A 25,196-nucleotide genomic window follows, 5' to 3' on the forward strand; every position below is an offset into this window, starting at 1 on the left:
TGTAACGCGGCGGCTTTTTCATAGGCTCCGCGCTGTCTCATCTGCGGAGTTCTGTCATGCGTATTCTCGCCGTTCTTGCTGTGCTTTTTCTCGCGACCGCGGCGCGCGCCGAAACCCTGCGCATCGCCTTCATCGATCCGCTGTCGGGCCCGGCCGCCGCCGTCACCGAGAATGCCCTGAACCATCTGCGCTTCATGGCCGAGCGCCTGTCGGACAAACAGACGAGCTATGAGATCACCGGCTACGACAACAAGCTGAACGCGCAGGAAAGCATCATCCAGGCGCAGAAGGCCATCGATGCCGGCATCCGCATCATCGTGGCCGGCAACAGTTCGGCTGCCGCCGGCGCGCTGAACGAATTCATCATGAAGCATAACGAGCGCAATCCGGAAAAGGCGGCGCTGTTCCTCAACATCTCGGCCATCGATCCGGCACTGACCAACGACAAATGCTCGCCGGCCCATTTCCGTTTCGATGCCCATGCCGACATGAAGATGATGGCGCTGGTGAAATTCATCGCCACCCAGCCGCAGATCCGGAAAATCTATCTCATCAACCAGGATTACTCCTTCGGCCAGGCGGTGCGCGCCGCTGCGCTGGCCATGCTGGCGCGCGTGCGGCCCGATGTGGAAATCGTCGGCGACGAACTGCATCCGCTGGCCAAGATCACCGACTTCGCGCCCTATGTGGCCAAGATCAGGGCGAGCGGCGCCGACAGCGTCATCACCGGCAACTGGGGCAACGACCTGGCGCTGCTGCTGAAGTCGGCGGCCGATGCCACCCTGCAGGCCGGCTGGTATACCTATTACGCCAGCGGCATCGGCAGCCCGACGGCCATCCGCCAGACCGGCCTCAGCCATCGCGTCTATGGCGTGATCGAGGGCCATTCCAACATGCCCCAGTTCAATACGACAGGTGGGAGTGATAACCTCGATGCGGATTACCGCGCCCGCTTTGGCGGCAGCTTCAACGTGCCGCGCGCGCGCCTGCTGATGGAAATGCTGCACGATGCCGTGCTGAAGGCGAAGAGCGCCGAACCGAAAGCCATCGCCGCCGCCCTGACCAGCGCCACGCGCAGCACCATGTATGGCGGCACGGCGACCATGCGCGGCGCCGATCACCAGGTGCTACAGGACCTCTATGTCGCCTCCTTCGGACCGCTGGAAGGCGACATGAAATATGACGAAGAGAAAACCGGCTGGGGCTGGAAGACGGCCGGCAAGGTGAATGCCGCCGATACCGCGCTGCCGACGACGTGCAAGATGGCGGCGTTCTGAGGCAACACCTTCTCGTCGTCATGCCAACGCGCAGCGGTGGCATCCACGACTTTCGTACGGCAGCAAAGACGTGGATGCCACGCAAGCGTGGCATGACGGATTTCGGTAGCGGAAAGCCTAGCCCGCCGAAGTGACCAGATCGACCGGCTGGTCGAGATCCATGCCGGCCTTCTCGAAGCCCTTGCGCCAGTCGTTGAGATGGCGACGCACCCACAGCCGCGCCAGGTCCTTGTCGCGCAGCTTCAGAGACTGCACCAGCATCCTGTGCGCCTCGATCAGGCGCCGCGCGCCATACTCGGTGCCCTGCACCGCCACATGGGTGGTGGGATAGATCAGCATGTTGGACGGCTCGCGGGCCAGTTCCAGCACGCGGTTGCGCCCGGTCTTTTCCAGCAGCAGATGAAATTCCAGATCCAGCGCCGCCACGGCGGCGGCATCATGCTGGTCGCGCTCGGTGGCGGCGATATTCTCTTCCAGCGTGGCGATCTCGTCCGCCGTTGCACGCTCGACCGCCAGCTCGATGGAGGCGAGGCTGAGCGCCATGGTCGCTTCCCACAATTCGCGGAAGGTGACCTGATGCAGCATCAAGGCACGGCTGGCGCGGGTGGCGAGCCGGTCGTAATGCGGCAGGCCGACCGCCAGGCGCCGGCTGGAATCGCGATGGACCAGGCCGCCATGCTCGAGCAGGCGGATGCCTTCGCGCACGGTGGAGCGGTTCACACCGAATTGGCGCACGAGGTCGGCTTCCGTGCCGATGGGATCGCCCGGGCGCAAACGCCCGGACAGGATTTCGCGTTCGATCGCCTCGGCCACCATCTGATAGGCCGGCACCGGCGTCAGCCGCGTAAATTTCTCTGCCGCTTCGGACATTTACCCCTCGATACGGTGCCGGACGAATCATGGTGCCGTTTCAACCGCAACTTGGATGATCGGCATTTCCATCGCCCGGGTCCAGCCACGGCGACAGAACTGCGTGTTTGACTCTGGTCGGATTGTCCGACAATCATGGTGGCCAAGCAAAAGAAAAATAAACTGGCCCGGGAGGCCCCGATGAAAGCGTACCGATCCAGGCTGGCTCTGCTAGCCGGTTTTACCGTCCTTGCGCTCTACACACCGCTCAGCCTGGCAGCAGAGTTGCTGCCGCGCGGCGAGCCCGCAGCGCTGGGCTTCGCGCCCGACCGCCTGGCCCGCATCAGCGCCCGGCTGAAGGCCGACAGCGAGGCCCAGGCCATTCCCGGCGCCGTGCTGCTGATCGCCCGCCAGGGCAAGGTGGCCTATTTCGAGGCCTTCGGCACACGCGATCCGCAGACCAAGGCGCCGATGACGCGCGACAGCATCTTCCGCATCTATTCGATGACCAAGCCGATCGTGACGGTGGCGGCGATGATGCAGGTGGAGGAAGGCCGCTATCACGTCAGCGATCCGGTGGCGAAATTCATCCCGTCTTACGCCAAGGTGCAGGTGGGCGTGGAAAAACCCGCTGCCGAGGCCGGCGGCAAGCCGACGCTTGAACTGGTACCGCCGCGCCGCGCCATGTCGGTGCAGGACCTGATGCGCCACACATCCGGCATCACCTACGGCTTCTTCGGCGTGGGCGCGGTGAAGGCCCTGTATGGCGACATCTTCGCCGGCGATTTCGACAATGCCGAATTCGCCGAGCGCATCGCCAAGCTGCCGCTGGCCTATCAGCCCGGCAGCACCTGGGATTACAGCCATTCCACCGACATTCTCGGCCGCGTGGTCGAGGTGGTGGACAAGAAACCCCTGAGCGCCGCACTGAAAGATCGCCTGCTCGGCCCGCTCGGCATGACCGATACATCATTCTTCGTCACCGATGCGGCCAAGCAGTCGCGCGTGGCCGAACCCTTCCCCGACGACCGCAGCCTGGGCGGCGGCGTGGAGTTCTTCGATCCGCGCAAGGCCGGCAAGTATGAATCCGGCGGCGGCGGCCTGAATGGCACGGCGATGGATTACGCGAAATTCCTGCAGATGCTGCTGGATGGCGGCGCGCAGAACGGCAAACGCTACCTGAGCCCGAAAATCCTCGCCTATATGACCTCGGACCACATGGGCAGCGCGGTGCCCGGCCCCTATTACCTGCCGGGTCCGGGTTACGGCTTTGGCCTCGGCTTCGGTGTGCGCACCGCCGCCGGCGTATCGCCCGATCCGGGTTCGGCCGGCGACTATTACTGGGGCGGCGCCGGTGGCACCTATTTCTGGGTCGATCCCAAAGAGAAACTGTTCGTGGTCTTCATGATGCAGTCGCCGAAGCAGCGCCTGACCTATCGCGCGCTGATGCGCGACATGGTCTATGCCGCGCTGGTGAAGTGACCGCCCGCATGAGTCCAACTCTGTGTGCAGACTGTGTGCGTTACGACGGGAGAGCGATCACACGCTTGTTGTCTTGACTCTCTGCCGTCGTATCGGCACGGTTTTGTGCGATAAAAGAATTCGCCGCTAAAAGGCGGATCAGCGGACCGGAAGCCGCTGCGACATAACTGGATGGAGGAAACGATGCCGACTCGTTACGGGACAGGTATGGCCACGGCTGCACTCGCGGTCGGCCTTTGCATGACGGCGCCCGTCATGGCGCAGGTGAAGATTGCATTCATCGATCCGCTGTCGGGCGCCATGGCCCCGATCGGCGAGCATGGCGTGAAGCATTTCCAGTACATGATCGACCGCATCAACGCCAAGGGCGGCGTGAATGGCCAGAAAATGGAACTGGTCACCTACGACAACAAGCTCAGCCCGCAGGAAACCGTGATCGCGGCGCAGAAGGCCATCGATGCCGGTGCGCGCATCCTCACGCTGGGCAACGGCTCGGGCGCCGCGGCGGCGATGATCGATTTCGTCAACAAGCACAACGAGCGCAACCCCGGCAAGGAAGTGGTGTATCTCAACTACGCCGCGGTCGATCCGGCCTTCACCAACGACAAATGCAGCTACTGGCATTTCCGCTGGGATGCCCATAGCGACATCAAGATGCAGGCGCTCACCAGCTACATGAAGGGCAAGCCGAACATCAAGAAGGTCTACCTGATCAATCAGGACTATTCCTTCGGCCATGCGGTGCGCAAATCGGCCAACGAGATGCTGAAGGCCAAGCGGCCCGACATCCAGATCGTCGGCGACGAACTGCATCCGCTGGCCAAGATCACCGACTTCGCGCCCTATATCGCGAAAATCAAGGCGAGCGGCGCCGACAGCGTCATCACCGGAAACTGGGGCAGCGACATCGCCCTGCTGCTGAAGGCTTCGGCCGATGCCGGCCTGCAGGTGGATTACTACACCTACTATGCCGGCGGCGCCGGCGGCCCGACGGCGGTGAAGCAGACCGGCCTGAAAGACAAGGTCTTCCAGATCACCGAAGGCTTCGCCAACATCAATACCAAGGAGAACTACGCCTGGGAGGATGAATTCCGCAAGAAGTCGGCGGGCCAGGGCTGGTGGTATCCGCGCGTGCGCAACGAAATGGAAATGCTGGCCATGGCCATGAACGAGGCCAAGTCGAACGATCCGAAGGTGTTCGCCGAGAAGCTGCGCGGCATGAAGTTCAAGGACATCTACGGCAAGGACACCTACATGCGGGCGGAAGACCACCAGTTCTTCCAGAACATCTACATCTCCGCGCTCACCCCGCTGTCGGGCGACATGAAGTTCGACGAGGAGAATACCGGCTGGGGCTGGAAACTGGCCGCGAGCGTGCCGATGGGCGAGACCGACGTGGCCACCACCTGCAAGATGGCCAAGCCGAGCTGACGGCCTTGCAATGACAACGGCCCCGGGTCATACCGGGGCCGTTTCGTCTCTGCTTTGCGCTGCGTAACAGGATAGACGGGGGCGTCATTGCTCGAACTGGTGATTTTCTCGACGCTGAACGGCGTCCTTTACGGCATGTTGCTGTTCCTGCTGGCCAGCGGCCTGACCTTGATCTTCTCGATGATGGGCGTACTGAATTTCGCCCATGCCAGCTTCTACATGCTGGGCGCCTATTTCGGATTCCAGATCAGCCAGTGGGCCGGCTTCTGGACCGCGCTGGTGGTGGCACCGGTTCTGGTCGGGCTGATCGGCGCCGGCGTCGAACGCTGGGGCCTGCGCACCGTCCATAAATGGGGCCATGTGGCCGAGCTGCTGTTCACCTTCGGCCTCGCCTTCGTGATCGAAGAACTGGTGCAGATGATCTGGGGCAAGCTGCCGGTGGATTACCGCGTGCCGCCGCTGCTGGACTTCCCCGCCTTCGAACTCTTCGGCACCACCTATCCCGCCTTCCGCATGTTCATGCTGCTGATCTCGGTGGCGATCTTCCTGGTGCTGCTGCTGGTGCTGACGCGCTCGCGCACCGGCCTAATCATCCAGGCGGCGCTCACCCATCCGAACATGGTGGCGATGCTGGGCCATAATGTGCCGAAGGTGTTCATGATGGTCTTCGGTTTCGGCTGCGGCCTGGCGGCGCTCGCCGGCGTGATCGCTGGCCCCGCCCTGGTGACCCAGCCGAGCATGGCCCATGTGCTGGGCCCCATTCTTTTCGTGGTGGTCGTGTTCGGCGGCCTGGGCTCGCTGCCCGGCGCCTTCATTGCCTCCTTGCTGATCGGCCTGATCCAGACCTTCGCCATCGCCATCAACTATTCCTTCGGCGATGCGCTGACCGCCATCGGCGTCGCCCGTCCGATGCAGGGGCTGTTGAGCGACCTGTGGCAGGTGACGGTGGCGCAGGTCGGCCCGGTGGTGCCGTATCTGATGCTGGTGCTGATCCTGATCTTCCGGCCCACGGGCCTCATGGGCACGCGGGAGACCTGAGCGATGACCACCACCGCGCTCCATCCCGCCCGCCCGCTCACGGCGCTCGATCTTGTCCGCCGCTACGGCATCTGGCTGGTGGCCGCCGCCATCATGCTGGTGCTGCCGAAGATCTTCACCTCGGGTGCCGCGCTCACCACCATGTGCCTGATGGGCATCATGATCGTGTTCTCGCTCAGCTATAACATGCTGCTGGGCCAGACCGGCATGCTCAGCTTCGGCCATGCGGTCTATTACGGGCTGGGCGGCTTCCTCGCCGTCCATGCGATGAACACGATTGCCGCTGGCAAACTGCCGATTCCGTTGCCGGTGCTGCCGCTGTTCGGCGGCCTGATGGGGCTTTTGTTCGGTTTTATTTTCGGCGCCGTCTCGACGCGGCGCGCCGGCACCGCCTTCGCCATGATCTCGCTGGGGCTGGGCGAACTGATCGCCTCGCTGTCGCTGATCCTGCGCGGCTTTTTCGGCGGCGAGGAAGGCATCACCGCCAACCGCACCAAGATGCTGACGCTGTGGGGCGTGCGCTTCGGCCCGCAGATCGAGGTCTATTACCTGATCGCCACCTGGTGCTTTGCCTGCATGATCCTGATGTATGCCTTTACCCGCACGCCGCTCGGCCGCCTGTGCAACGCGGTGCGCGAGAACCCGGAGCGCGCCGAGTTCATCGGTTATTCGACCCAGACCGTGCGGTTCATCACCTTCTGCATTTCCGGCTTCTTCGCCGGCATCGCCGGCGGCCTGGCAGCGATTAATTTCGAACTGATGAACGCGGTGAACATCTCGGGCGGACAGTCGGGCGTGGTGCTGCTGATGACCTTCATCGGCGGTGTCGGCAGCTTCGTCGGTCCGATCCTGGGCGCCATCCTGGTCGTGCTGCTGCAGGTGTTCCTGAGCGACATCACCGGCGCCTGGATGCTGTATTTCGGCCTGCTGTTCGTCGGCATGGTGGTGTTCGCGCCGGGCGGCATGGCCGGGCTGATCGCCCTGCATATTCCGCTGGTCCGCCGCGGCACATTGCTCAGCATCCTGCCCTGGTACAGCCTGATGGCGGTGCCGGCGGCGATGGGGATCGCCGGGCTGGTGCTGCTGATCGAGACCGCGCATCACCAGATGGTGAAAACCGCATCCGACGGGCCGGCGATGAAGCTGTTCGGCATCGCCTACAATTCCAACGGCCTGCTGCCCTGGATCCTGGCGCTGGCGCTGATCGCCGCCGCCCTGCTGCTCGGCCGGCGTTGGGGGCCACAGTTTGCCGAGGCCTTCGGCAATGCGGCTCATGCCCCCACTGCGACACAGCGGGAGGTGCGCAAATGACCGCGCTTGCGCTCCACGACCTGCACAAGAGCTTTGGAATCACGCCGATCATCCGCGGCGTGTCGCTGCAGGTGGGCAAAGGCGAACGCCATGCCATCATCGGCCCGAACGGCGCTGGCAAGTCGACGCTGTTCCACCTGATCTCCGGTCGCTTCGGCCTCAGCGAGGGCCGCATCGAACTGAACGGCGAGGACATCACCGGGCTGAAGCCCTATGAGATCAACCGCCGCGGCCTGTCGCGCAGCTTCCAGGTCACAAACATCTTCCCAAAACTAAGCGTCTTCGAGAATGTGCGCTGCGCCGTGCTGTGGCATCTGGGCTACCGCTATTCCTTCTGGCACAACGCCCGCAAGCTCACCGATGCCAACGAGCGCGCCGATGCCATCCTGCAGCAGATCGGCCTGATCGACCGCCGCGACTTCCCTGCCGGCATGCTTACTTACGCCGAGCAGCGCGCGCTGGAGATCGGCATCACCATCGCTGGCGGCGCCGGCGTGGTGATGCTGGACGAGCCGACCGCGGGCATGAGCCGGTCCGAGACCGCGCATTTCGTGGCGCTGATCCGCAAGGTGACCGAGGGGCGCACGCTGATCATGGTGGAACATGACATGGGCGTGGTCTTCGACCTGGCCGACCGCATCTCCGTGCTGGTCTATGGCCAGATCATCGCCAGCGACACACCGGCCAATATCCGCAGCAACAAGGCCGTGCAGGAGGCCTATCTGGGCCAGGCCCTGGAGGCGGAACACTGATGAGCGACGTGATGCTGCAAGTGCGCGACCTGCATGCCTACTATGGCAAGAGCCATATCCTGCATGGCGTGAGTTTCGACGTGAAGGCCGGCGAGATCGTCTCGCTGCTGGGCCGCAACGGCGTCGGCCGTTCCACCACCATCAAGGCGATCATGGGCGATGTGCCGCCGCAGGGCTCGATCGTCTTCAAGGGCGAAGAGATCGCCGGATTCAAGCCGCACGAGATCGCGCGCCGCGGCCTGGGCTATGTCCCTGAGAACCGCGACATCTTTCCGGCACTGACGGTGCGCGAGAATCTCTATCTCGGCCAGAAGAGCGCCAAGACCGCCGGTCGCTGGAGCATGGACGACATGTTCGAGATTTTCCCGCGCCTGGCCGAACGCGCCGATACCCCGGCCGGCGTGCTGTCGGGCGGCGAGCAACAGATGCTGACCATGTGCCGCACCCTGATGGGCGACCCCGACCTGGTGATGGTGGACGAACCCACCGAAGGCCTGTCGCCCATGATGGTGGAAAAGGTGGGCACGCTGCTGGAGCGCATCGCCGCGCGCGGCGTCTCCATCCTGCTGGTCGAGCAGAAGCTGACCATCGCCCTGAAAATCTGCCAGCGGCTCTATGTCATGGGCCATGGCCATATGGTGTTCGAGGGCACGGCCAAACAGCTGATGGACAATGCAGCCATCCGCAAGGAATGGCTGGAAGTGTAATCCAAAAGTCGCAGAACGCGCTTGCGTCACTGCCTCCGCGTGCATAAGACTGGGCGCCGGGGATTTTGCAGCGAAGGCAGGCATTCATGGACATTTCACCCGCGACGGTCGTGCTGATCGTCCTCGCCATCCTGGTGGTGGTCACCATCCTGGCCGGCGTGAAAACCGTATCGCAGGGCCAGCAGTGGACGGTGGAGCGCTTCGGCCGCTACACCCGCACGCTCAGCCCCGGCATCAACCTGATCCTGCCCTATATCGAACAGATCGGGCATCGCATCTCGGTGATGGAAATCGTGCTCGAAATCCCCGAGCAGGAGGTCATCACCAAGGACAACGCCACCGTCAAGGCCGACGGCATCGTGTTCTACCAGATCCTCGATGTGGTGAAGGCCGCCTATGAAGTGCAGAACCTGACCATCGCGCTCAGCACCCTGGCGATGACCAATGTGCGCGCCGTGATCGGCGCCATGGACCTGGACGAGGCGCTGTCGCAGCGCGACCAGATCAACCGCCGCCTGCTGTCGGTGATCGATCAGGCCACCTCGCCCTGGGGCGTCAAGGTCACGCGCATCGAACTGCGCAACATCCAGCCGCCGCAGAACCTGCTGGACGCCATGGGCAAGCAGATGACGGCGGAACGCAGCAAGCGCGCCGAAATCCTGGCCGCCGAGGGCGAGAAGCAGGCGGCGATCCTGCGCGCCGAAGGCCAGAAGCAGGCCGCGGTGCTGGAAGCCGAAGGCCGCCGCGACGCTGCCCAGCGCGATGCCGAGGCGCGCGAACGCCTGGCGGAAGCCGAGGCCAAAGCCACCAAGTCGGTGAGCGACGCGATTTCCGGCGGCAACATCGCCGCGATCAATTACTTCGTGGCGCAGAAATACATCGAGGCCTTTGCCAAGCTGGCCGAAAGCCCGAACCAGAAGATGATCATGATGCCGATGGAAGCCACCGGCATCGTCGCCAGCCTGGCCGGCATTGCCGAACTGGCCAAGGAAGCCGCCCAGGTCCGCGCCACCACTCCTGCCTCGCCCAAGCCCTGGGGCGAGCCCAAGGCCTGAGGGACCCGATCATGCCGTTCGCGCTGCTCGCCTGGCACTGGCTGGTCATCGGACTGGTGCTGGTGGTGCTGGAAGTGCTGGTCTCGGGCAATGTGCTGGTCTGGCTCGGCCTGCCGGCGCTGGTGCTCGGCGCGATCCTGCTGGCGCTGCCCGATCTGTCGCTCGCGGCCCAGCTCGGCCTCTATGGCGTGCTGGCGATCCTGGCGCTGGGCGGCGGCCTGCTGCTGCGCCGGCGCAAGGACACGGCCGTGCCCGGCGTGAATATCGGCGCCGCGCGCTTCATCGGCCGCACGGCGGTGCTGACCACGGCGCTGCATGCCGGACGGGGCGAGATCGCGCTGGGCGACAGCGTCTGGCCGGTCAGCGGTCCCGATCTGCCCGCCGGCACGGAAGTGACGATCACCGGCAGCGACGGCGTGGTGCTGACGGTGCAGCGGAAAGCCTGATGCGCGGCCGTCTTGTCGCCCTCGCCCTGCTTCTGCTGATGCTCGGCAGCGGCACCGCCGTGCGCGCCGATGACGAGGGCTTCCGCGCCCTGCAGACCGCCCAGGCCGCCGAGAAAATCGGCGATCTGCGACTCGCCATGATCAGTTACTCGACCGCTCTGCAGCGCGGCATTCCCGACGAGCTGGTGCCCAGCGTGATCGCCAGATTCTGCATCCTCTCGCTGACCATCAGCGTCGACAAATCCGCGCTCGATACCTGCAACCTCGCCCTGCGCCAGGGCCAGGGCAGCGCGCACGCCACTGTGCTCGGCAACATGCTGGCCAGCATGGCGCTGATCCTGGTGGACGAGGGCTTCGAAGAGGAGAGCCGCAAGGCGCTGGCGGAATTCGACCGCCGCTATGCCGGGCTGCAGGAACCGGACATGTCCTTCGAGCGGCAGCGCAGCAACATCGCGCGCGCCGAACTGCTGCGGTCCGATGGCAAGCCCGACGAGGCGCTCGCCCTGATCGCGCGGATGACGACCGGCAAGGAGATGGTCTTCCCGATCACCGCCGAGCTTTCCGAAGTCGAGATGATCAGCCTCGACATCCTGCGCATCCGCCTGGCGGTCGCCTACGACCTCAAGGATGCCGCGCTGCTGCGCGACACCATCATCTGGCAGACCAAGATGATGGAGAACATGAAGACCGCAGAAGCGATGGACTACGCGGGCGCTGCCGGACTCTGCCAGGCCTATTATGTCGCGCTGCAGCCGCAGAACGACCGCGAGACCTGGGAACAGGTGCATGTGCGCACCGATGCCCTGCTGCTGTTCCTGGAACGCGCGCGGCAGGCGGAGCCCGAACGTCCGCTGCTGGGACCCAGCGCCATGCGGCTGGTGCGGCAATGCATCCCGGTCTACTACGCCTTCATGCCGCTGCCGACTTATCGCGCCGTGGAGCAGAAAGGCCTGGGCCTGCCCAATCTGCTGGCGGCGCTGGAAGCCTTCGACATCGGACGGTTCGACCAGGCGCGGACACGGTTCGACACCATGATCGCCGGCCTGCAGGTGGTGGAGCATGTCAGCGCCGTGTATATGGCGCGCCGGCTGGAGCTGCTGCGCGACGTACTGCTGACCGATCCGGGGCCGCGCGCGCGCCGCTGAGCGCTGTCAGGTGGTGCTGACCAGCTTGAGCCCGACGATGCCGGCAACGATCAGCCCAATGCAGACCAGCCGCAGCACCGCGGCGCTTTCACCGAACAGCACGATGCCGAGAACCGCCGTGCCGATGGTGCCGATGCCGGTCCAGACCGCATAGGCCGTACCGATCGGCAGGTCCTTCAGCGCGAGGCCGAGCAGCAGCAGGCTGACCACCATGCAGGCCACGGTGCCGACGGTGGGCCAGAGCCGGGTAAAACCTTCCGTATATTTGAGGCCAATGGCCCAGCCGATTTCGGTGAGGCCGGCGAGAAACAGAATGATCCATGCCATGGCGAATTGCTCCTTCGCTCTGCAAGCGCGGCCGGCATTCCGCCATGCGGGCGCTCTGCTGGCAGGGTCGTCCCCGCCTCCATCCAACGGACAAAGAAAAAGCCGGGTCGTCCCGGCTTTTTCTCATATGGCAAACGGCAGTCCGAAAGGCAAGAGGCTCAGAATTCCTGCCAGTCGTCATCATCCGCGGGCTTTGCCGCGGGAGCGGGTTTCGGCGCGGATACGGCTTTCGGGGCCGGTGCGGGCGCGGGCTTTGCGGCAACCGGCTTTGCCGCGACCGGACGGGCCACTGCTGCCACCGGCTTCGGCGCCGGTGCAGACGCCGGCCTGACAACAGCGGCCGGCGGCGCTGCAGCCGCGGGCCGCGGTGCGCCGGTATTCGCACTGCCGCCGCCGGTCTTGAAGAAGCCGACCAGTTCGGCGATCTCGCGGCCCTGGTTGGCCAGTGCCTGGGCCGAGGCCGAAGTCTGTTCGACCAGGGCGCCGTTGCGCTGGGTCATCTCGTCCATGCTGCCAACAGCCGTGTTGATCTGGTCGAGACCGGTGGCCTGCTCGCGCGAGGCGGCGGCGATCTCGGCCACGATATCCGACACCTTCTTGATGGCACCGACGATCTCGGTCAGCGAAGCCCCGGTCTGGTTCACCAGCGTGGCGCCGGTTTTCACCTGGGCATTCGATTCCGTGATCAGCGCCTTGATGTCCTTGCTGGCATTGGCGGACCGCTGCGCCAGCGCGCGTACTTCCTGCGCCACCACGGCAAAGCCCTTGCCGGCTTCACCCGCACGCGCGGCTTCGACCGAGGCATTGAGCGCCAGCAGATTGGTCTGGAAGGCGATCTCGTCAATCAGGCCGACGATGTCGCTGATCTTCTGGGCGCTGCCCTCGATCTGCGTCACGGCGGTGACCGCATTGGCCACCACGCTGCCGCCCTTTTCCGCCGTGTCGCGCGCCACGGTCGCCAGCTGGCTGGCGGCCTGGGCGTTATCGGCATTCTGGCGCACCGTGGCGGTGATCTCGTGCATCGAAGCGGCGGTTTCCTCGATCGAAGCGGCCTGGCTTTCCGTGCGGCTGGCCAGATCCTGGCTGCCGGTGGAAATCTCGCTGGAGGCATCGCGCACCGTGCTGGCGCTTTCGGCCAGACGGGCGGCGAAGTCGCGCAGGCGGGTGACGGTTTCGCGGGCAGCATCGGCCAGGCTGCCGAACGCGCCCTGATACTGGCCCGATGTGCTGATGGTGAGATCGCCCTGGCTCAGGCCACGCAGCACGCGGCCGAGATCGTCCAGCACGCCCTGCATGGTGTCGGCCAGGCCGTTCATCTGCTGCGACAGGTCGCGGAAGACGCCGTCCTTGTTGCCCAGGTCGATGCGGCGCGAGAAATCGCCAGCGCCGACCGCCGAGCAGAACTGCGCGATCTCGCGGCTGACCGCTTCTTCCACACTGCGCTGCTCGGCCATGCGGGTGCGTTCGGCCTCGGCGCGGCCGCGCTCCTCGGCTTCCATGCGGGTCTTCTCTTCGGCATTGCGCTGAAAGACGGCCAGCGCACGCGCCATGTCGCCGACTTCGTCCTTGCGCTCGGCATGGCCGATCTCGGCGCTCTGGCCTTCGGCGATGCGGGTCATGGTCAGGGTCATGCCGCCCAGCGGCGACACCACCCGGCGCAGGAAGAACACGGTGCCGGCGATCAGCAGCAGCGCACTGACGCCGGTCACGATCGCCTCGATCAGCAGGATGCGCGTGCGCTCGGCGATCAGGCGATCGGCCACCGCCAGGCCATCGGCGATGGCGGCATCGCGCAGATAACCCGCGGTATAGAGCAGCGGATTCTGCTTGGCGCGGAAATCGGCCATGGCGAAGGGATAGGCCTCCCCCTTCTCGCTGGCGGTGCGGATGGAGGTGTACATCGCAGCCAGGTCGACATAGAAGGCCTTGCGGGTCTCTTCCACCTTGGCCAGCAGGTTCTGCGACGGATCGATGGTGCCCATGGTCATGCCGATACGGGCCCAGATGGCGTCGACCTTGCCGCCCTGTTCCGACAGCATGATCTGGGTGGCCGGCGGGATCGGCTTGCCCGAGGCGATCACGTTCACGGTCGCGGTGCCGCGCACGCTGGCCTCGGCCCGCATGTCGGCGGCGAGGCGCGCCAGCTCCATCGGACCGGAGACATCGTCATCGGCGCGGCTGATTGCGGCATTGATCGAATTCAGCATCGGCGTGATGCCGTTGACCAGCTCGGTCATCGCCGGCACATAGCCGTTCATCACATCGGCGGGGCGCTCGGCCATCGGCCGGGCCACGGCAGCATCGGCCTTCTTGCGCCAGTCGGCCAAGGCGGTCTTCATCGCTTCGATGCGGCGCAGGTCGATGGCCGGATGGCCGGAGGCGCGGCCATTGGCGATGGCGGCGGCAACGGTATCGTCGGTGACCTGGCGCGGCTTGGCCAGGAACTCATCGTTGGCATTCATCGTCTTGGCATCGCGCAGGGCGGCGTTATAGGCGCCGCGCTCGATGCCGAGCAGTTCGACGATGCGCAACAGCTCGCCCTGGGTGGCGGCGAGACCGCGGGCGTCGACCGCATTGCGGCGATCGCTGTAGACGTCGCTGAGCACCTGCCAGGCAAGGCCGAGAACGATGATGCCGATGATGCCGACAAACAGCAGGAAACTGGCGCGGATACGCATGGGTCACTCCCCCCTGATCAGGCCCGCCGGGAGCGGACCCTGTATTAAGGGGGGAATTTAGCGGAAGTCCTGCGGCCGGCCTACCTGCGTTTTCAGACAGTTACGAGAAATTAATACTCCCGGCAGGACCCGCCGGCGTCTTCTGCCCGCAGACAGCGAACCGCTAATGCGTCAGGCGGAAGAAGCCGACCAGGTCCGACAGCTGCCGTCCCTGCTCGGCCAGCGCCTGGGCCGAAGCCGAAGTCTGTTCGACCAGGGCGCCGTTGCGCTGGGTCATCTCGTCCATGCTGCCCACGGCCGTGTTGATCTGGTCGAGGCCGGTGGCCTGTTCCTTCGAGGCGGCGGCGATCTCGGCCACGATATCCGACACCTTCTTGATGGCGGCGACGATCTCGTTGAGCGAGCTGCCGGTCTGGTTCACCAGGGTGGCGCCGGTTTTCACCTGCGCATTCGATTCCGTGATCAGGCCCTTGATGTCCTTGGAGGCGGCGGCCGAGCGCTGCGCCAGCGCGCGTACTTCCTGCGCCACCACGGCAAAACCCTTGCCGGCATCGCCGGCACGCGCGGCTTCCACCGAGGCATTGAGCGCCAGCAGGTTGGTCTGGAAGGCGATCTCGTCGATCAGGCCGATGATGTCGGAAATCCTGCGGGCGCTGGTTTCGATCTGACTGACGGCCGTCACCGCGCTGGCAACCACCGCACCGCCCTTCTCGGCCGTATCGCGCGCCACCACTGCCAGCTGGCTGGCGGCCTGGGCGTTATCGGCATTCTGGCGCACCGTGGCGGTGATCTCATGCATGGACGCCGCCGTCTCTTCGATGCTGGCGGCCTGGCTTTCCGTGCGACTGGCCAGATCCTGGCTGCCGGTGGAGATTTCGGCCGAGGCGGTGCGCACGGTCTCGGCGCTGTCGGCCAGGCGGGTGGCAACATCGCGCAGCCGCGCGACCGTGTCGCGGGCGCCATCGGCCAGGGTGGCAAAGGCGCCGCTGTAGCGGCCGGCGGTGTCGCGGGTCAGGTCGCCGCTGCTCAGGCCCTGCAACACGCGGCCCAGATCCTGCAGCACATTCTGCATGGTGTCGGCCAGGCCGTTCATCTGCTGCGACAGTTCAGCAAAGACGCCGTCCTTGCCGGCCAGGTCGATGCGGCGGGAGAAATCGCCCGCACCGACGGCGGCGCAGAACTGCGCGATCTCGCGGCTGATCGCCGCCTCTGTCTCGCGCTGCTCGGCCAGGCGGGTGCTTTCCGCCTCGGCGCGGCTGCGCTCTTCCGCTTCCATGCGGGTCTTTTCCTCGGCATTGCGCTGAAACACACCGAGGGCACGCGCCATGTCGCCCACCTCGTCACCGCGGTCGGCATATCCGATGGCGGCACTGTGGCCCTCGGCGATGCGGGTCATCGTCCCGGTCATGGCGCCCAGCGGGCTGACCACGCGGCGCAAGAAGAAGATGGCACCAAACACCAGCAGCAGCACGGCCACGGCAACACTGCTGCCCCAGACGGTCAGCTCCTGCACGCGCTCGGCCAGCACGGTGTCGGCGGCGCCCAGGGCCTCGGCGACCGCGGCATCGCGCACATCGCCCATGGTGAACAGCAGCGGACTGTGGCGGTCACGGAACTGCGCCACCGTGAAAGGATAGGGCTCGTTCTTCTCGCTGGCGTTGCGGATATCGTCATAGAGCTTGAGCAGGTCGGTGTAATAGGCCTGCTTCGCCCTGGCGACAACGCTGGCGAAGGCCGGCGAGATATCGCGGTTGCCGACAATGGTGACGATGCCGGCCCAGAGACGGTCGACATGACCGGTCAGTTCGTAATAGCGCAGCAGCGAGGCCTGGGTGATCGGCTTGCCCGAGACCACCACATTGACCATGGTGGTGCCGCGCGTGCTGGCCTCGTTACGCATGTCGGCGGCAAAACGGGCTGCGGACATCGGCTGCGACACGCGGTCATCGGCCAGGTCGAGCACGCTGTCGATGCGGTTGAGCTGCGGCGTCAGGCCGGCGCCCAGCGCCACCAGCGCCGGGAAGAAGCCTTCGACCAGATCCTTCGGCCGTTCCGCCAGCGGGCGCGGCAGGGCCGCATTGGCGCGCTGGCGCCAGTCCTGCAGCGAACTGCGCAGCGCATCCAGCTTGACCAGGTCGACGGCCGGATGCCGGGCGGTCTGGCCGTTGCGAATGGCCGAGGCGAGCGCATCGTCGGTGGCCTTGCGCGGCTTGGCGATAAAGTCGCCGTTCGGATCGCCGGCCTTGTCGTCGCGCAGCGCGGCATTATAGGCGCTGCGCTCGATGGCGATCAGTTCGACCAGACGCAACAGGTCGCCCTGGGTGAGCACCAGCGCGCGCGCGGCGACGGCATTGCTGTGATCCATCCAGGCTGTACGGATCAGCGAACCGGCCAGGCCCAGCACGATGACGCCGATGACGGCGACGAAAAGCAGGAAGCTGCTGCGAATACGCATGACCGATCCCTTTGCTGCTCCGGCGCCAGGGCCGGAACGGAAAACAATGCCGACGCGCAGAGACAGGTTCCGCGCGCTTAAGCCGCCCTGGGGGCGGACTGGTTCTTTCAGTGATTGTTTGCGGCCGCATGACACGCGGCGCCGGCGGACGTATTGCAGTCCGGCCGGCAGGGCACAAGCGGTTTTTCCGACTCTGTGCGCGCCGTCACGCGACTGTTTGTCGCGTTTGCACTCTATGCATGGAAGCCATGTGCAGCATGCACAACGTCAGCAGAATCTGACGAATTGTCATCGTTCCATGACATAAAAACGGGCGCCACCTTGCGATGGCGCCCGTGGATATCCGTCGGGCGGAGGGGCGGGAGCCCGGCGGAATTACGTAGGAGTACTTACTCAGCCGCCGCCGCAAGGCCGCCGCCGAGGGCCGCTTCGCCATCCAGCGTGGCGGCCACCGCATGCACCACGGCGGCGATGCGGATCGCCTGCTGCACCTGTTCGGCCGAGAGACCGCCCTTGCGCAGTTCGTGTTCATGGGCGGTGAGGCACATGCCGCAGCCATTCACGGCCGAGACGGCCAGCGACCACAATTCGAAATCGACCTTGTCGACGCCGGGCTTGCCGATGACGTTCATGCGCAGTTTCGCCGGCAGCGTCTTGTACTGGTTGTCGGCATTGCCCTCGCCCATCAGATGGACGAAGCGGTAATAGATATTGTTCATGCCCATGATGGCGGCAGCGGCCTTGGCGGCTTCCAGCGCTTCGGGCGAAAGTTTCGGCGCGAATTCGGCGACAATCGCCTGGATCACGCTGGCATCGCGGGAGGCCAGTGCCGAGGCGATGAAGGTGCCGGCGCGCTGCTGCTCGGTGAGGCCCGGCTCGGTGGCGAGCGAGCCCAGGTTGAGCTTCAGGTCGCGGGCGTAATCGGGAAGGCGGGACTTCAGGCTTTCGAGGCTCATCGGGGGACTCCTTTTTTTATTCGGTGGCGAGCCGTCCGCCGTGCCCTTGCGGGGCACGGCGGAGACTGTCTGGCTTAGGCAGCCGGCTTCAGGACCTCTTCGCCCTTCTGCCAGTTGCAGGGGCAGAGTTCATCGGTCTGCAGGGCGTCGAGAACGCGCAGCACTTCAGCCGGGTTGCGGCCGACGCTGAGGTCGTTCACCGACACGAAGCGGATGATGCCTTCCGGATCGACGATGAAGGTGGCGCGCAGGCAGACGCCCTCGTTCTTGTCGAGGATGCCGAGTTCCTGGCTCAGCTCGCGCTTGATGTCGGCGAGCATGGCGAACGGCAGATCCTTCAGATCCGCATGGTTGTTACGCCAGGCCAGATGGACGAACTCGGAGTCGGTCGACACGCCGTAGACGACGGTGTCACGGTCGTTGAAGTCACCGTTGATCTTGCCGAAGGCGGCGATCTCGGTCGGGCAGACGAAGGTGAAATCCTTCGGCCAGAAGAACACGACTTTCCACTTGCCCTTGTCGGACGCGTTGGAGATGTCGGCAAAGCCCTTCTTCGGGTCGTTCGAGACAACGGCCTTCAGGTTGAAGGCGGGGAACTTGTCACCAATGGTCAGCATGAAATCTTCCTCTCTTACACATGTGTTTTCGGGTCTGGGGCCGCGGGCTGGTCTCGTCCGACAATACCGGCCGGTACTGTCCGTTCCCGCTGGAAGTGATAATTAGATACATTCTAGTAATTGTTCAAACAGATAATTCCGTTGAAAATAATCGTTTCAGTCGATTATATGGACCGATGCTCAATCTCCCCACCTTGCGGCAGTGGCGATACCTGGTGACTTTGGCGGAAACCCGCCATTTCGGCCGGGCTGCCGATGCCTGTTCCGTCACCCAGTCGACGCTTTCGGCCGGGATTCAGGAGCTGGAAACCCAGCTTGGCGCCGCTCTGGTCGACCGCACCAAGCGCAAGGTGGTGCTGACGCCCTTGGGCGAGGATCTGGCCGGCCGGGCGCGCGAATTGCTGAGCACGGCTGAGGATATGGTGCTGGTGGCGCGTGCCGCAGCGGCGCCCTTGAGCGGCCCCTTAAGGCTGGGCGTCATCCCCACCATCTCGCCCTTCCTGCTGCCGCGCGTGCTGCCGAGCTTGCGCAAACGCTTCCCCGATCTGCGGCTGTTCCTGCGCGAGGACCTGACCGCGCGGCTGGTGGATCAGCTGCAGGCCGGCAAGCTGGACCTGCTGCTGCTGGCGCTGCCCTATGAAGGCGGCGCGCTGGATACCATGACGCTGTTCGACGATCACTTCCTGGTCGCCAGCCGCAGCGACCATCCGCTGGCCAAACGCAGCAGCGTGAAGCTGGACGACCTGGCCGATGCGCCGCTGCTGCTGCTGGAAGACGGCCACTGCCTGCGCGACCATGCGCTGGCGGCTTGTAGACTCCCTCCCTCTCCTCGTAGAGACGGCTTTGCCGCCACCTCTTTGCACACGCTGGTGCAGATGGTCGACAGCGGGCTTGGCGTCACGCTGCTGCCGCAGCTGGCGCTCGATGCCGGCATCCTGCGCGGCACCGATGTGGTGGCGCGTCCCCTCAATGGCGAGTCGACGGCGCGCCATATCGGCCTCGCCTGGCGGCGCGGCACCCAGCGCGCACCGGAATTCACCCTGTTCGGCGAAGCCCTGATCGCCGCCCTGCGCCAGCCGGATGCGCCGGCCGGCAAACCCTCCCCCACGAAGAAAGCCTGAGAGCGATGTCGAAGACCCTGATCCGTCCGGCCACCGCCGACGATGCCGATACGATCGTCGCCCTGGTGCAGGCTCTGGCGATTTACGAGAAAGAGCCGCTGAGCAGCGTGAAGATCACCGCCGACGACGTGCGTCGCGACGGCTTCGGCGCCACGCCGCGCTTCGAGGCGCTGATCGCCGCGCTGGATGGCGAACCGGTCGGCTTCGCGCTGTACTTCCACAACTACTCCACCTGGGAAGGTCGCGCCGGACTGTTCGTGGAAGACCTGTTCGTACTGGAGCGCGCCCGTGGCCATGGCCTGGGCCGCCAGCTGATTACGGCGCTAGCCGCCATCGCCCATGCGCGCGGCTGCCAGCGCCTCGACCTCAATGTGCTGGACTGGAATCCGACGCGCGACTTCTACCATCGTCTGGGGATTCACCATAAGACCGAGTGGCTGCCCTACCGCATGACGCAGCCGGCTCTCGCCCGCCTGGGCGAAGAGGCCACCGCCTCATGGTTCCCCGCCAATCCGATGAACGCGCCGCGCGGATAAAAACTTTTGTGGCACAGCGCCCGATTGTGAGAGACTTGGCGCCGGAGGTATGACCCGGCAATGACGGACGGCAAGCATGCGAACACCCTGAGTCCCGGCCGGCGCATGCGCGCCCTGCCCCGCGGATTCATTGCCCTGGGCATCGCCGTGCTGCTGCTGCTGAGCGTGACCGCCGGCCTGTCCTGGCTGCTGCTGCTCAACCTGCGCAACAGCGAATACGAACGCCTGAACCTGCAGGCCGTGGGCCTGAGCCGCACATTGGCCGATGCGGCACAGCGCCAGATCGACGTGGCCGACCTGCTGCTGCAGATCGTGGTGGCCGAGATCATCGTCGACGACGCGGCCAATGCCAGCCGCAACGGCCGCCTGATTGATGCGCTGGCGCGGCCGGTCGACGCGCTGGAGCAGCTCAGCGGCCTCAATGTCTACGATGCCAACGGCGTGTTCCGCTTTGCCATCGGCGACACCGCCATGCCGCGCGACCTCAGCTGGCATCCGGGCTTCGAGCGCCACCGCGCCGGCCAGGACATGCAGATCACCGCGGGCTGGACCGACAGCATGAGCAGCCTGTGGCTCAGCCGGCGCCTGACCGATCGTAGCGGCGCCTTTGCCGGCGTGGTGGTGGCCGCGCTCGATATCGTGGCCGACGACCTGCTGGATCCGAATTATCTCGGCGTGCCGATTTCGACCGCCGCACTGGTGCATGAACAGGGCCGCCTGATTATCGGCTGGCCGAAGGACACCGCTGCGGAACTGGCCGGCCTGACCGGCTTCATCGAGGGCGAGCGCGGCTATGTCGTGATCGATGGCAGCATCCTGTACTGGTCGCGGCTCAGCGGCTTTCCGATCAACGTGCTGCTGCGCGTGGAGCAGGCGGCTGTCGATGCCGGCTGGCAGCGCACCGGCATTGCCTATGGCCTGCTGCTCGGCCTGCTGATGCTGGGCGCGATCGCCGCCCTGTGGGGGACCTGGCGACAGCTGCGCCGGCGCGCCGCCACTGAAGCGCTGCTGCGCGGCATGATGGACAACCCGCCGCTGATCATGGCGCTGCAGGACCCGCAGGGCCGCTACCTGATGATCAATCGCCATTATGCCGAACAGATCCGGCGCGATCCGGTCAAACTGATCGGCCGGTCGGCCGACGAGTTCTTTCCGCCGGAAATCGCAGAGCAGCTGCAGCAGCAGATCCGCGAAACCGTGCAGGCGGGCAAGGCGCTGGTCTTCGATACCCAGAGTATGACACGCGACAACGTGCTGCACGACTATATCCTGGTGCGTTTCCCCATCTATGACGAGAACAACAAATTGCTGGCGGTGGGCAGCATTGCCACCGACATCACCGACCGCAAGCAGCTGGAAGCCGCCCTGCGCGAGGAGTCGGATGCCCGCGCCAAGCTGGCCGAGAATTACGCACGGCAACGCGAGGTGGCGGAGACCGCCAATCGCGCCAAGAGCGAATTCCTTGCGCATATGAGCCACGAGCTGCGCACGCCGCTGAATGCCATCATCGGCTTTGCCGATATGATCGCCGGCCGGCTTCTGGGACCGCAGTCGGACAAGTATTTCGAATATGCCGCGGATATCAGCGGCAGCGCGCATCATCTGCTGGGCGTCATCAACGACATCCTCGACGTATCCAAGATCGAGAGCGGGCGCTTCGTGCTGGAACGCGGCCATCACGATCCGCAGGACTTGGTGGAAGACAGCCTGCGCCTGATGCGGGGCCGCGCCCGCGAGGCCGGCCTGCAGCTGGCCAACCGCCTGCCCGCCGACCTGCCGCCGCTGCATGTGGATGCGCGCGCGGTGAAGCAGATGCTGATCAACCTGCTGGGCAACGCCGTGAAGTTCACGCCGGCCGGCGGCACCGTTGCGGTGGAAGGCGAGCTGGAACCCGATGGCAGTTTTGCGCTGACGGTGGCCGATACCGGCATCGGCATCGCCGAAGAAAACCTGGAACGTGTCTTCGAACCCTTCTGGCAGGCCGATGCCGGCGTCCGCCGCAGCGAAGGCAGCGGCCTGGGCTTAAGCATCTGCCGCAAGCTGATCGAACTGCATCTGGGCTATGTCACCGTATCGTCGGTGCTGCAGCAGGGCACGCGCGTCACCCTGCATTTCCCGCCGGCCAGCATCATCGCTGACGCGGCGAAATAATCCCTGCCACGCCACAAACGAAAACGGCGCGTCTTGCGACGCGCCGTTCCGGTATTCGGAGAAAGCGGCCCGGCTTACTGGGCCGGCTTGGTCTCGATCTCGCTGCCGGCATCGGCGGCGCGGGTGAGCGAGGTGGGCGACACGTTGGGCTGCTTCGACGCGCGGTTGGCGATCTCGTCGAGGCGGCGCTGGCGATAGACCGTGCGCAGGGTGACGTAATAGTCGAGCGAGCTCTTTTCCAGATTGTCGAGCGTCTCGAGCAGCTGGGCGCGGGCGTCGATGCCGGTGGCGGCAGCGCGCGCGATGATCCACTCGTCGCGATCGGTGTTGCGCAGATACCAGTTCAGCGGATCGGCAACCGAGTCGACCACGAAGCCGGTCAGGTCGCGCGGATTCGACGGGCCGAGAACCGGCACGAAGAGATACGGGCCTTCGCCGGTGCCCCAGACGGCCAGTGTCTGGCCGAAGTCTTCGGTATGCGGCGGGATGCCGAACCACTTGTCGGCAGCGTCGTACACACCCAGCACGCCGATGGTGGAATTGATGGCGAAGCGCGACACGGTGTCGCCGGCGCGGCCGGTCTCACCCTGCAGCAGGTCGTTGGCCAGGATGATCGGGGATTTCAGATTGACCAGCGCGCTGCGCAGACCGGTCTGGATCGGCGGCGGCACCAGCATCGAGTAGGCGAAGGCCACCGGCTTGAGCACCAGGTTGTCGATCGCCTGGTGGAATTCGAACATCGCGCGGTTGATCGGCTCAAGCGGATCGTTCACGGCGTCGAAATCGGCACGGCCTTGCGGATCGGCGGGCGGGGTTGCGCAACCGGCGAGGATGCCGGTGGACAACAGAGCGACGGCTGCGAGGGTCTTCCACTGAGACGTGCGCTGGCCAAAGGAGCGCGGGGCAACAGGCATGATGCTGGGACCTCGTTATAATTCTTAGGCTTACCTTATCAGGTATCCGGCTGGCGGAGGCAAGTCGAATCCCGGTCCCTGTGACCGCCGTCGCCGCAACCGGGCCGGGCGGCGATATTTTCCGGCGGCAGTGATGCAGTTCTGCAACACTGGCCCGGGCGCCCGCCCAGACGCCATCCCGGCGGGCGGCCCGAGTCGGCTAATGCAGGCCCCCGCCACCCTGGCCATCCTCGTCGTCATCCGGGTCGTCGGTCTCGACCGCCGGAATCGCATAGGCGCCCTTCAGCCAGCGGTTGAGGTCGACATCGGCGCAGCGCGGCGAGCAGAAGGGGGCGGTCTTTTCCACGGCCGGCTTGCCGCAGATCGGGCAGGGTTTGGCCGCCATGGCGGGTCAGCCCATGCGTCCGACTGAGAACGATTCGCGGCGGCGGCCCGATTCGGGCTTCACATGCACCACCGCCCCGATCTGGCGCTCCAGCTTGGTGCGCAGTTCGGGATCGAACAGGGCGGCCACGTCAGGCGCGCAGGCGATTTCCAGCTTGCCGCCCGGATTGCTGGCGGCCTCGCGCCAGGTCCGGCGCAGCAACTCGGCCAGCACGGCGGGCAGCGAGGGCAGCCGGCCGTCGCCGTCGCAGGTGGCGCAGTTCTCGAACAGGCGGGCGGCCAGCGGCTCGCCCACCCGCTTGCGGGTCATTTCCACCAGGCCCAGCGCCGACATGCCCAGCACCTTGGTGGGGGCCGGATCGCGCCGCAGCGCCTCGCGCAGCGCATTCACCGTACGGGCACGGTAAGCGGCATTTTCCATATGCAGGAAATCGATCACCACGATGCCGCCGATGCCACGCAGGCGCAGCTGGCGCGCGATCTCGGCGGCGGCCTCGACATTGATCTTGAGCGCCTGTTCCTCGAAGGCATGGCCGCGCGACGAGGCCCGGCCGGAATCGACATCGATGGCGGTGAGCGCTTCGGTCTCGCCGAACACGATGGCGCCGCCCGACGGCAGATCGACATGCCGGCTGAGCGCGGCGGCGATGTCATGTTCGATATCGAACAGTTCGAACAGCGCGGTGGGATCGTTGAAGCGTTCGAGCCGGGCGACGTAGTTCGGCGCATGCTCGAACAGCCAGGCGCGCGCTTCCGCAAATCCTGCTGCGGCATTGACGCGGATCGCATCGAGCCGGGCGCCGACATAATCGCGGAGCGCGCGGCCGACCGGGCCCATCTCGCGCCACAGTTCGGCCGGTACGCTGGACGCCTCGGCCGCCTTGGCGCCGCGTTCCTCGATGGCGATCCAGCGCGCGCGCAGGCGTTCCAGATCGGCCAGCAGTTCTTCCTTCGACACGCCATCGGCATTGGCATTGAGGATGCAGCCCATGGCCTTGCGACGGTCGCCCTCGCGGCGGTCTTCGGCCACGGATTTCGCGGTGCTGCGGCGGTCGCCGGCGCGGCGCAGGCGGGCGGTGACTTCCAGCGGCGTCTGATCGGCCAGCGCCATCAGGCTCTGCATCACGGCGGCGAGCCGCATGCGTTCGGCATCCTGGCCGATGCGCTTGGTCACACGCACGGCGGCATCAAAGGGCGTCAGCGACAGGAAGCGGCCGGGCAGCGCGACCAGGCAGGTGAGCTTCACGCCCTTCTCGCCGACCGGATCGCGGATCACCTGCACCAGGATGGTCTCGCCTTCATGCACGCATTGTTCGATCGGCTTGTCGCCGGGATCTTTCAGATCGTCGCGGCCCAGGAATCCATCGCGGCTGAGGCCGATATCGACATAGGCGGCCTGCAGGCCCTTTTCGATGCGGCGGATGCGGCCGAGAAAAATCGCGCCCAGCGCGGAGTCGCGCTCGGGCCGTTCCAGATCCAGGTGAACCAAGCGGTCGTCCTCAACCAGCGCGACGCGCGTCTCGGTCAGTCCGACATCGATCAGAAGCTCGTTGGCCATCGAATC

General features: G+C 65.4%; 22 protein-coding genes. 13 read left to right on the plus strand and 9 right to left on the minus strand.

The annotated features are described in order from the left end of the window. Positions 1–56 precede the first annotated feature (56 nt). Positions 57–1,277 carry a branched-chain amino acid ABC transporter substrate-binding protein gene (locus AC1ROB_RS01565; RefSeq protein ID WP_492972517.1) on the plus strand — a complete coding sequence of 407 codons (1,221 nt, stop codon included), beginning with the start codon at positions 57–59 and terminating at the stop codon, positions 1,275–1,277. Positions 1,278–1,394: 117 nt separating this feature from the next. Here the strand turns inward: AC1ROB_RS01565 and AC1ROB_RS01570 are convergent, their stop codons facing one another. After that, on the minus strand, positions 1,395–2,147 hold the full coding sequence (locus AC1ROB_RS01570; protein ID WP_492972516.1) for a FadR/GntR family transcriptional regulator: 753 nt from the start codon (positions 2,145–2,147) through the stop codon (positions 1,395–1,397). A 180-nt stretch (positions 2,148–2,327) separates the two neighbouring features. Here AC1ROB_RS01570 and AC1ROB_RS01575 point away from each other — a divergent pair, with 180 nt between their 5' ends. The 9 genes from AC1ROB_RS01575 to AC1ROB_RS01615 all read left to right on the plus strand — a co-directional run bounded on the left by AC1ROB_RS01575 (position 2,328) and on the right by AC1ROB_RS01615 (position 11,493). Further along, complete coding sequence (locus AC1ROB_RS01575; RefSeq protein ID WP_492972515.1) at positions 2,328–3,608, plus strand: serine hydrolase domain-containing protein; 1,281 nt, start codon at positions 2,328–2,330, stop codon at positions 3,606–3,608. 183 nt (positions 3,609–3,791) lie between these two features. Then, on the plus strand, positions 3,792–5,039 hold the full coding sequence (locus AC1ROB_RS01580; RefSeq protein ID WP_492972514.1) for a branched-chain amino acid ABC transporter substrate-binding protein: 1,248 nt from the start codon (positions 3,792–3,794) through the stop codon (positions 5,037–5,039). Between the two features lie 87 nt (positions 5,040–5,126). After that, entirely contained in the window at positions 5,127–6,077 is a 951-nt protein-coding gene (locus AC1ROB_RS01585) for a branched-chain amino acid ABC transporter permease (RefSeq protein ID WP_492972513.1), read from the plus strand. Positions 6,078–6,080: 3 nt separating this feature from the next. Then, complete coding sequence (locus AC1ROB_RS01590) at positions 6,081–7,388, plus strand: branched-chain amino acid ABC transporter permease (RefSeq protein ID WP_492972512.1); 1,308 nt, start codon at positions 6,081–6,083, stop codon at positions 7,386–7,388. Then, entirely contained in the window at positions 7,385–8,140 is a 756-nt protein-coding gene (locus AC1ROB_RS01595; RefSeq protein WP_492972511.1) for an ABC transporter ATP-binding protein, read from the plus strand. Before AC1ROB_RS01590 ends, AC1ROB_RS01595 begins: the two co-directional genes overlap by 4 nt. Further along, complete coding sequence (locus tag AC1ROB_RS01600) at positions 8,140–8,847, plus strand: ABC transporter ATP-binding protein (RefSeq protein WP_492972510.1); 708 nt, start codon at positions 8,140–8,142, stop codon at positions 8,845–8,847. Before AC1ROB_RS01595 ends, AC1ROB_RS01600 begins: the two co-directional genes overlap by 1 nt. Before the next feature lie 86 nt (positions 8,848–8,933). Beyond that, entirely contained in the window at positions 8,934–9,902 is a 969-nt protein-coding gene (locus AC1ROB_RS01605) for an SPFH domain-containing protein (protein ID WP_492972509.1), read from the plus strand. 11 nt (positions 9,903–9,913) lie between these two features. Then, positions 9,914–10,348, plus strand: coding sequence for an NfeD family protein (locus tag AC1ROB_RS01610; RefSeq protein WP_492972508.1), 435 nt, complete (start codon positions 9,914–9,916; stop codon positions 10,346–10,348). Further along, positions 10,348–11,493, plus strand: a complete 1,146-nt coding sequence (locus tag AC1ROB_RS01615) for a hypothetical protein (RefSeq protein ID WP_492972507.1) — start codon at positions 10,348–10,350, stop codon at positions 11,491–11,493. The genes AC1ROB_RS01610 and AC1ROB_RS01615 overlap by 1 nt, the downstream gene beginning before the upstream one ends. 6 nt (positions 11,494–11,499) lie before the next feature. On the opposite strand, the gene sugE is transcribed toward AC1ROB_RS01615, so the two are convergent. From sugE to AC1ROB_RS01640, 5 genes are all read right to left on the minus strand, one after another. Then, positions 11,500–11,820, minus strand: coding sequence for a quaternary ammonium compound efflux SMR transporter SugE (sugE, locus tag AC1ROB_RS01620; protein WP_492972506.1), 321 nt, complete (start codon positions 11,818–11,820; stop codon positions 11,500–11,502). A 158-nt stretch (positions 11,821–11,978) separates the two neighbouring features. Next, entirely contained in the window at positions 11,979–14,498 is a 2,520-nt protein-coding gene (locus tag AC1ROB_RS01625; protein WP_492972505.1) for a methyl-accepting chemotaxis protein, read from the minus strand. Between the two features lie 163 nt (positions 14,499–14,661). Then, a complete protein-coding gene (locus tag AC1ROB_RS01630) occupies positions 14,662–16,953 on the minus strand; it encodes a methyl-accepting chemotaxis protein (RefSeq protein WP_492972504.1) in 2,292 nt (763 codons plus the stop codon). 389 nt (positions 16,954–17,342) lie between these two features. Beyond that, on the minus strand, positions 17,343–17,909 hold the full coding sequence (gene ahpD / locus AC1ROB_RS01635; protein WP_492972503.1) for an alkylhydroperoxidase, AhpD family: 567 nt from the start codon (positions 17,907–17,909) through the stop codon (positions 17,343–17,345). A 74-nt stretch (positions 17,910–17,983) separates the two neighbouring features. Further along, positions 17,984–18,526: a peroxiredoxin gene (locus tag AC1ROB_RS01640; protein ID WP_492972502.1), complete on the minus strand. Its 543-nt coding sequence runs from the start codon at positions 18,524–18,526 to the stop codon at positions 17,984–17,986. 176 nt (positions 18,527–18,702) lie between these two features. On the opposite strand from AC1ROB_RS01640, the gene AC1ROB_RS01645 reads away from it, so the two are divergent. Genes AC1ROB_RS01645 through AC1ROB_RS01655 form a run of 3 tightly spaced genes read left to right on the plus strand, consistent with a single transcriptional unit; the run spans position 18,703 to position 22,334 of the window. Next, a complete protein-coding gene (locus tag AC1ROB_RS01645; protein ID WP_492972501.1) occupies positions 18,703–19,647 on the plus strand; it encodes a hydrogen peroxide-inducible genes activator in 945 nt (314 codons plus the stop codon). Between the two features lie 5 nt (positions 19,648–19,652). Further along, positions 19,653–20,183 (plus strand): GNAT family N-acetyltransferase, encoded by a 531-nt coding sequence (locus AC1ROB_RS01650; RefSeq protein ID WP_492972499.1) that lies wholly within the window; start codon positions 19,653–19,655, stop codon positions 20,181–20,183. A gap of 60 nt (positions 20,184–20,243) precedes the next feature. Further along, a complete protein-coding gene (locus AC1ROB_RS01655) occupies positions 20,244–22,334 on the plus strand; it encodes an ATP-binding protein (RefSeq protein WP_492972498.1) in 2,091 nt (696 codons plus the stop codon). Between the two features lie 74 nt (positions 22,335–22,408). On the opposite strand, the gene AC1ROB_RS01660 is transcribed toward AC1ROB_RS01655, so the two are convergent. The 3 genes from AC1ROB_RS01660 to AC1ROB_RS01670 all read right to left on the minus strand — a co-directional run bounded on the left by AC1ROB_RS01660 (position 22,409) and on the right by AC1ROB_RS01670 (position 25,190). Further along, positions 22,409–23,248, minus strand: a complete 840-nt coding sequence (locus AC1ROB_RS01660) for an MlaA family lipoprotein (RefSeq protein WP_492972497.1) — start codon at positions 23,246–23,248, stop codon at positions 22,409–22,411. A gap of 199 nt (positions 23,249–23,447) precedes the next feature. Further along, positions 23,448–23,633, minus strand: a complete 186-nt coding sequence (yacG, locus tag AC1ROB_RS01665) for a DNA gyrase inhibitor YacG (RefSeq protein ID WP_492972496.1) — start codon at positions 23,631–23,633, stop codon at positions 23,448–23,450. Positions 23,634–23,639: 6 nt separating this feature from the next. Continuing rightward, entirely contained in the window at positions 23,640–25,190 is a 1,551-nt protein-coding gene (locus AC1ROB_RS01670; RefSeq protein ID WP_492972495.1) for a ribonuclease E/G, read from the minus strand. Positions 25,191–25,196: the final 6 nt, after the last annotated feature.

It is taken from the genome of Ferrovibrio sp. GW821-FHT12F09 (assembly GCF_058806775.1).

Excerpts from the sequence above, each read along its gene's own strand:
- AC1ROB_RS01625 (WP_492972505.1), bottom strand. The coding sequence starts at position 14,498 with ATGCGTATCCGCGCCAGTTTCCTGCTGTTTGTCGGCATCATCGGCATC.
- AC1ROB_RS01660 (WP_492972497.1), bottom strand. The coding sequence starts at position 23,248 with ATGCCTGTTGCCCCGCGCTCCTTTGGCCAGCGCACGTCTCAGTGGAAG.
- AC1ROB_RS01670 (WP_492972495.1), bottom strand. The coding sequence starts at position 25,190 with ATGGCCAACGAGCTTCTGATCGATGTCGGACTGACCGAGACGCGCGTC.
- AC1ROB_RS01590 (WP_492972512.1), top strand. The coding sequence starts at position 6,081 with ATGACCACCACCGCGCTCCATCCCGCCCGCCCGCTCACGGCGCTCGAT.
- AC1ROB_RS01605 (WP_492972509.1), top strand. The coding sequence starts at position 8,934 with ATGGACATTTCACCCGCGACGGTCGTGCTGATCGTCCTCGCCATCCTG.
- AC1ROB_RS01570 (WP_492972516.1), bottom strand. The coding sequence starts at position 2,147 with ATGTCCGAAGCGGCAGAGAAATTTACGCGGCTGACGCCGGTGCCGGCC.
- AC1ROB_RS01655 (WP_492972498.1), top strand. The coding sequence starts at position 20,244 with ATGACGGACGGCAAGCATGCGAACACCCTGAGTCCCGGCCGGCGCATG.
- AC1ROB_RS01565 (WP_492972517.1), top strand. The coding sequence starts at position 57 with ATGCGTATTCTCGCCGTTCTTGCTGTGCTTTTTCTCGCGACCGCGGCG.
- AC1ROB_RS01650 (WP_492972499.1), top strand. The coding sequence starts at position 19,653 with ATGTCGAAGACCCTGATCCGTCCGGCCACCGCCGACGATGCCGATACG.
- AC1ROB_RS01610 (WP_492972508.1), top strand. The coding sequence starts at position 9,914 with ATGCCGTTCGCGCTGCTCGCCTGGCACTGGCTGGTCATCGGACTGGTG.
- AC1ROB_RS01575 (WP_492972515.1), top strand. The coding sequence starts at position 2,328 with ATGAAAGCGTACCGATCCAGGCTGGCTCTGCTAGCCGGTTTTACCGTC.
- AC1ROB_RS01630 (WP_492972504.1), bottom strand. The coding sequence starts at position 16,953 with ATGCGTATTCGCAGCAGCTTCCTGCTTTTCGTCGCCGTCATCGGCGTC.
- yacG (WP_492972496.1), bottom strand. The coding sequence starts at position 23,633 with ATGGCGGCCAAACCCTGCCCGATCTGCGGCAAGCCGGCCGTGGAAAAG.
- sugE (WP_492972506.1), bottom strand. The coding sequence starts at position 11,820 with ATGGCATGGATCATTCTGTTTCTCGCCGGCCTCACCGAAATCGGCTGG.
- AC1ROB_RS01645 (WP_492972501.1), top strand. The coding sequence starts at position 18,703 with ATGCTCAATCTCCCCACCTTGCGGCAGTGGCGATACCTGGTGACTTTG.
- AC1ROB_RS01595 (WP_492972511.1), top strand. The coding sequence starts at position 7,385 with ATGACCGCGCTTGCGCTCCACGACCTGCACAAGAGCTTTGGAATCACG.
- ahpD (WP_492972503.1), bottom strand. The coding sequence starts at position 17,909 with ATGAGCCTCGAAAGCCTGAAGTCCCGCCTTCCCGATTACGCCCGCGAC.
- AC1ROB_RS01580 (WP_492972514.1), top strand. The coding sequence starts at position 3,792 with ATGCCGACTCGTTACGGGACAGGTATGGCCACGGCTGCACTCGCGGTC.
- AC1ROB_RS01640 (WP_492972502.1), bottom strand. The coding sequence starts at position 18,526 with ATGCTGACCATTGGTGACAAGTTCCCCGCCTTCAACCTGAAGGCCGTT.
- AC1ROB_RS01615 (WP_492972507.1), top strand. The coding sequence starts at position 10,348 with ATGCGCGGCCGTCTTGTCGCCCTCGCCCTGCTTCTGCTGATGCTCGGC.
- AC1ROB_RS01600 (WP_492972510.1), top strand. The coding sequence starts at position 8,140 with ATGAGCGACGTGATGCTGCAAGTGCGCGACCTGCATGCCTACTATGGC.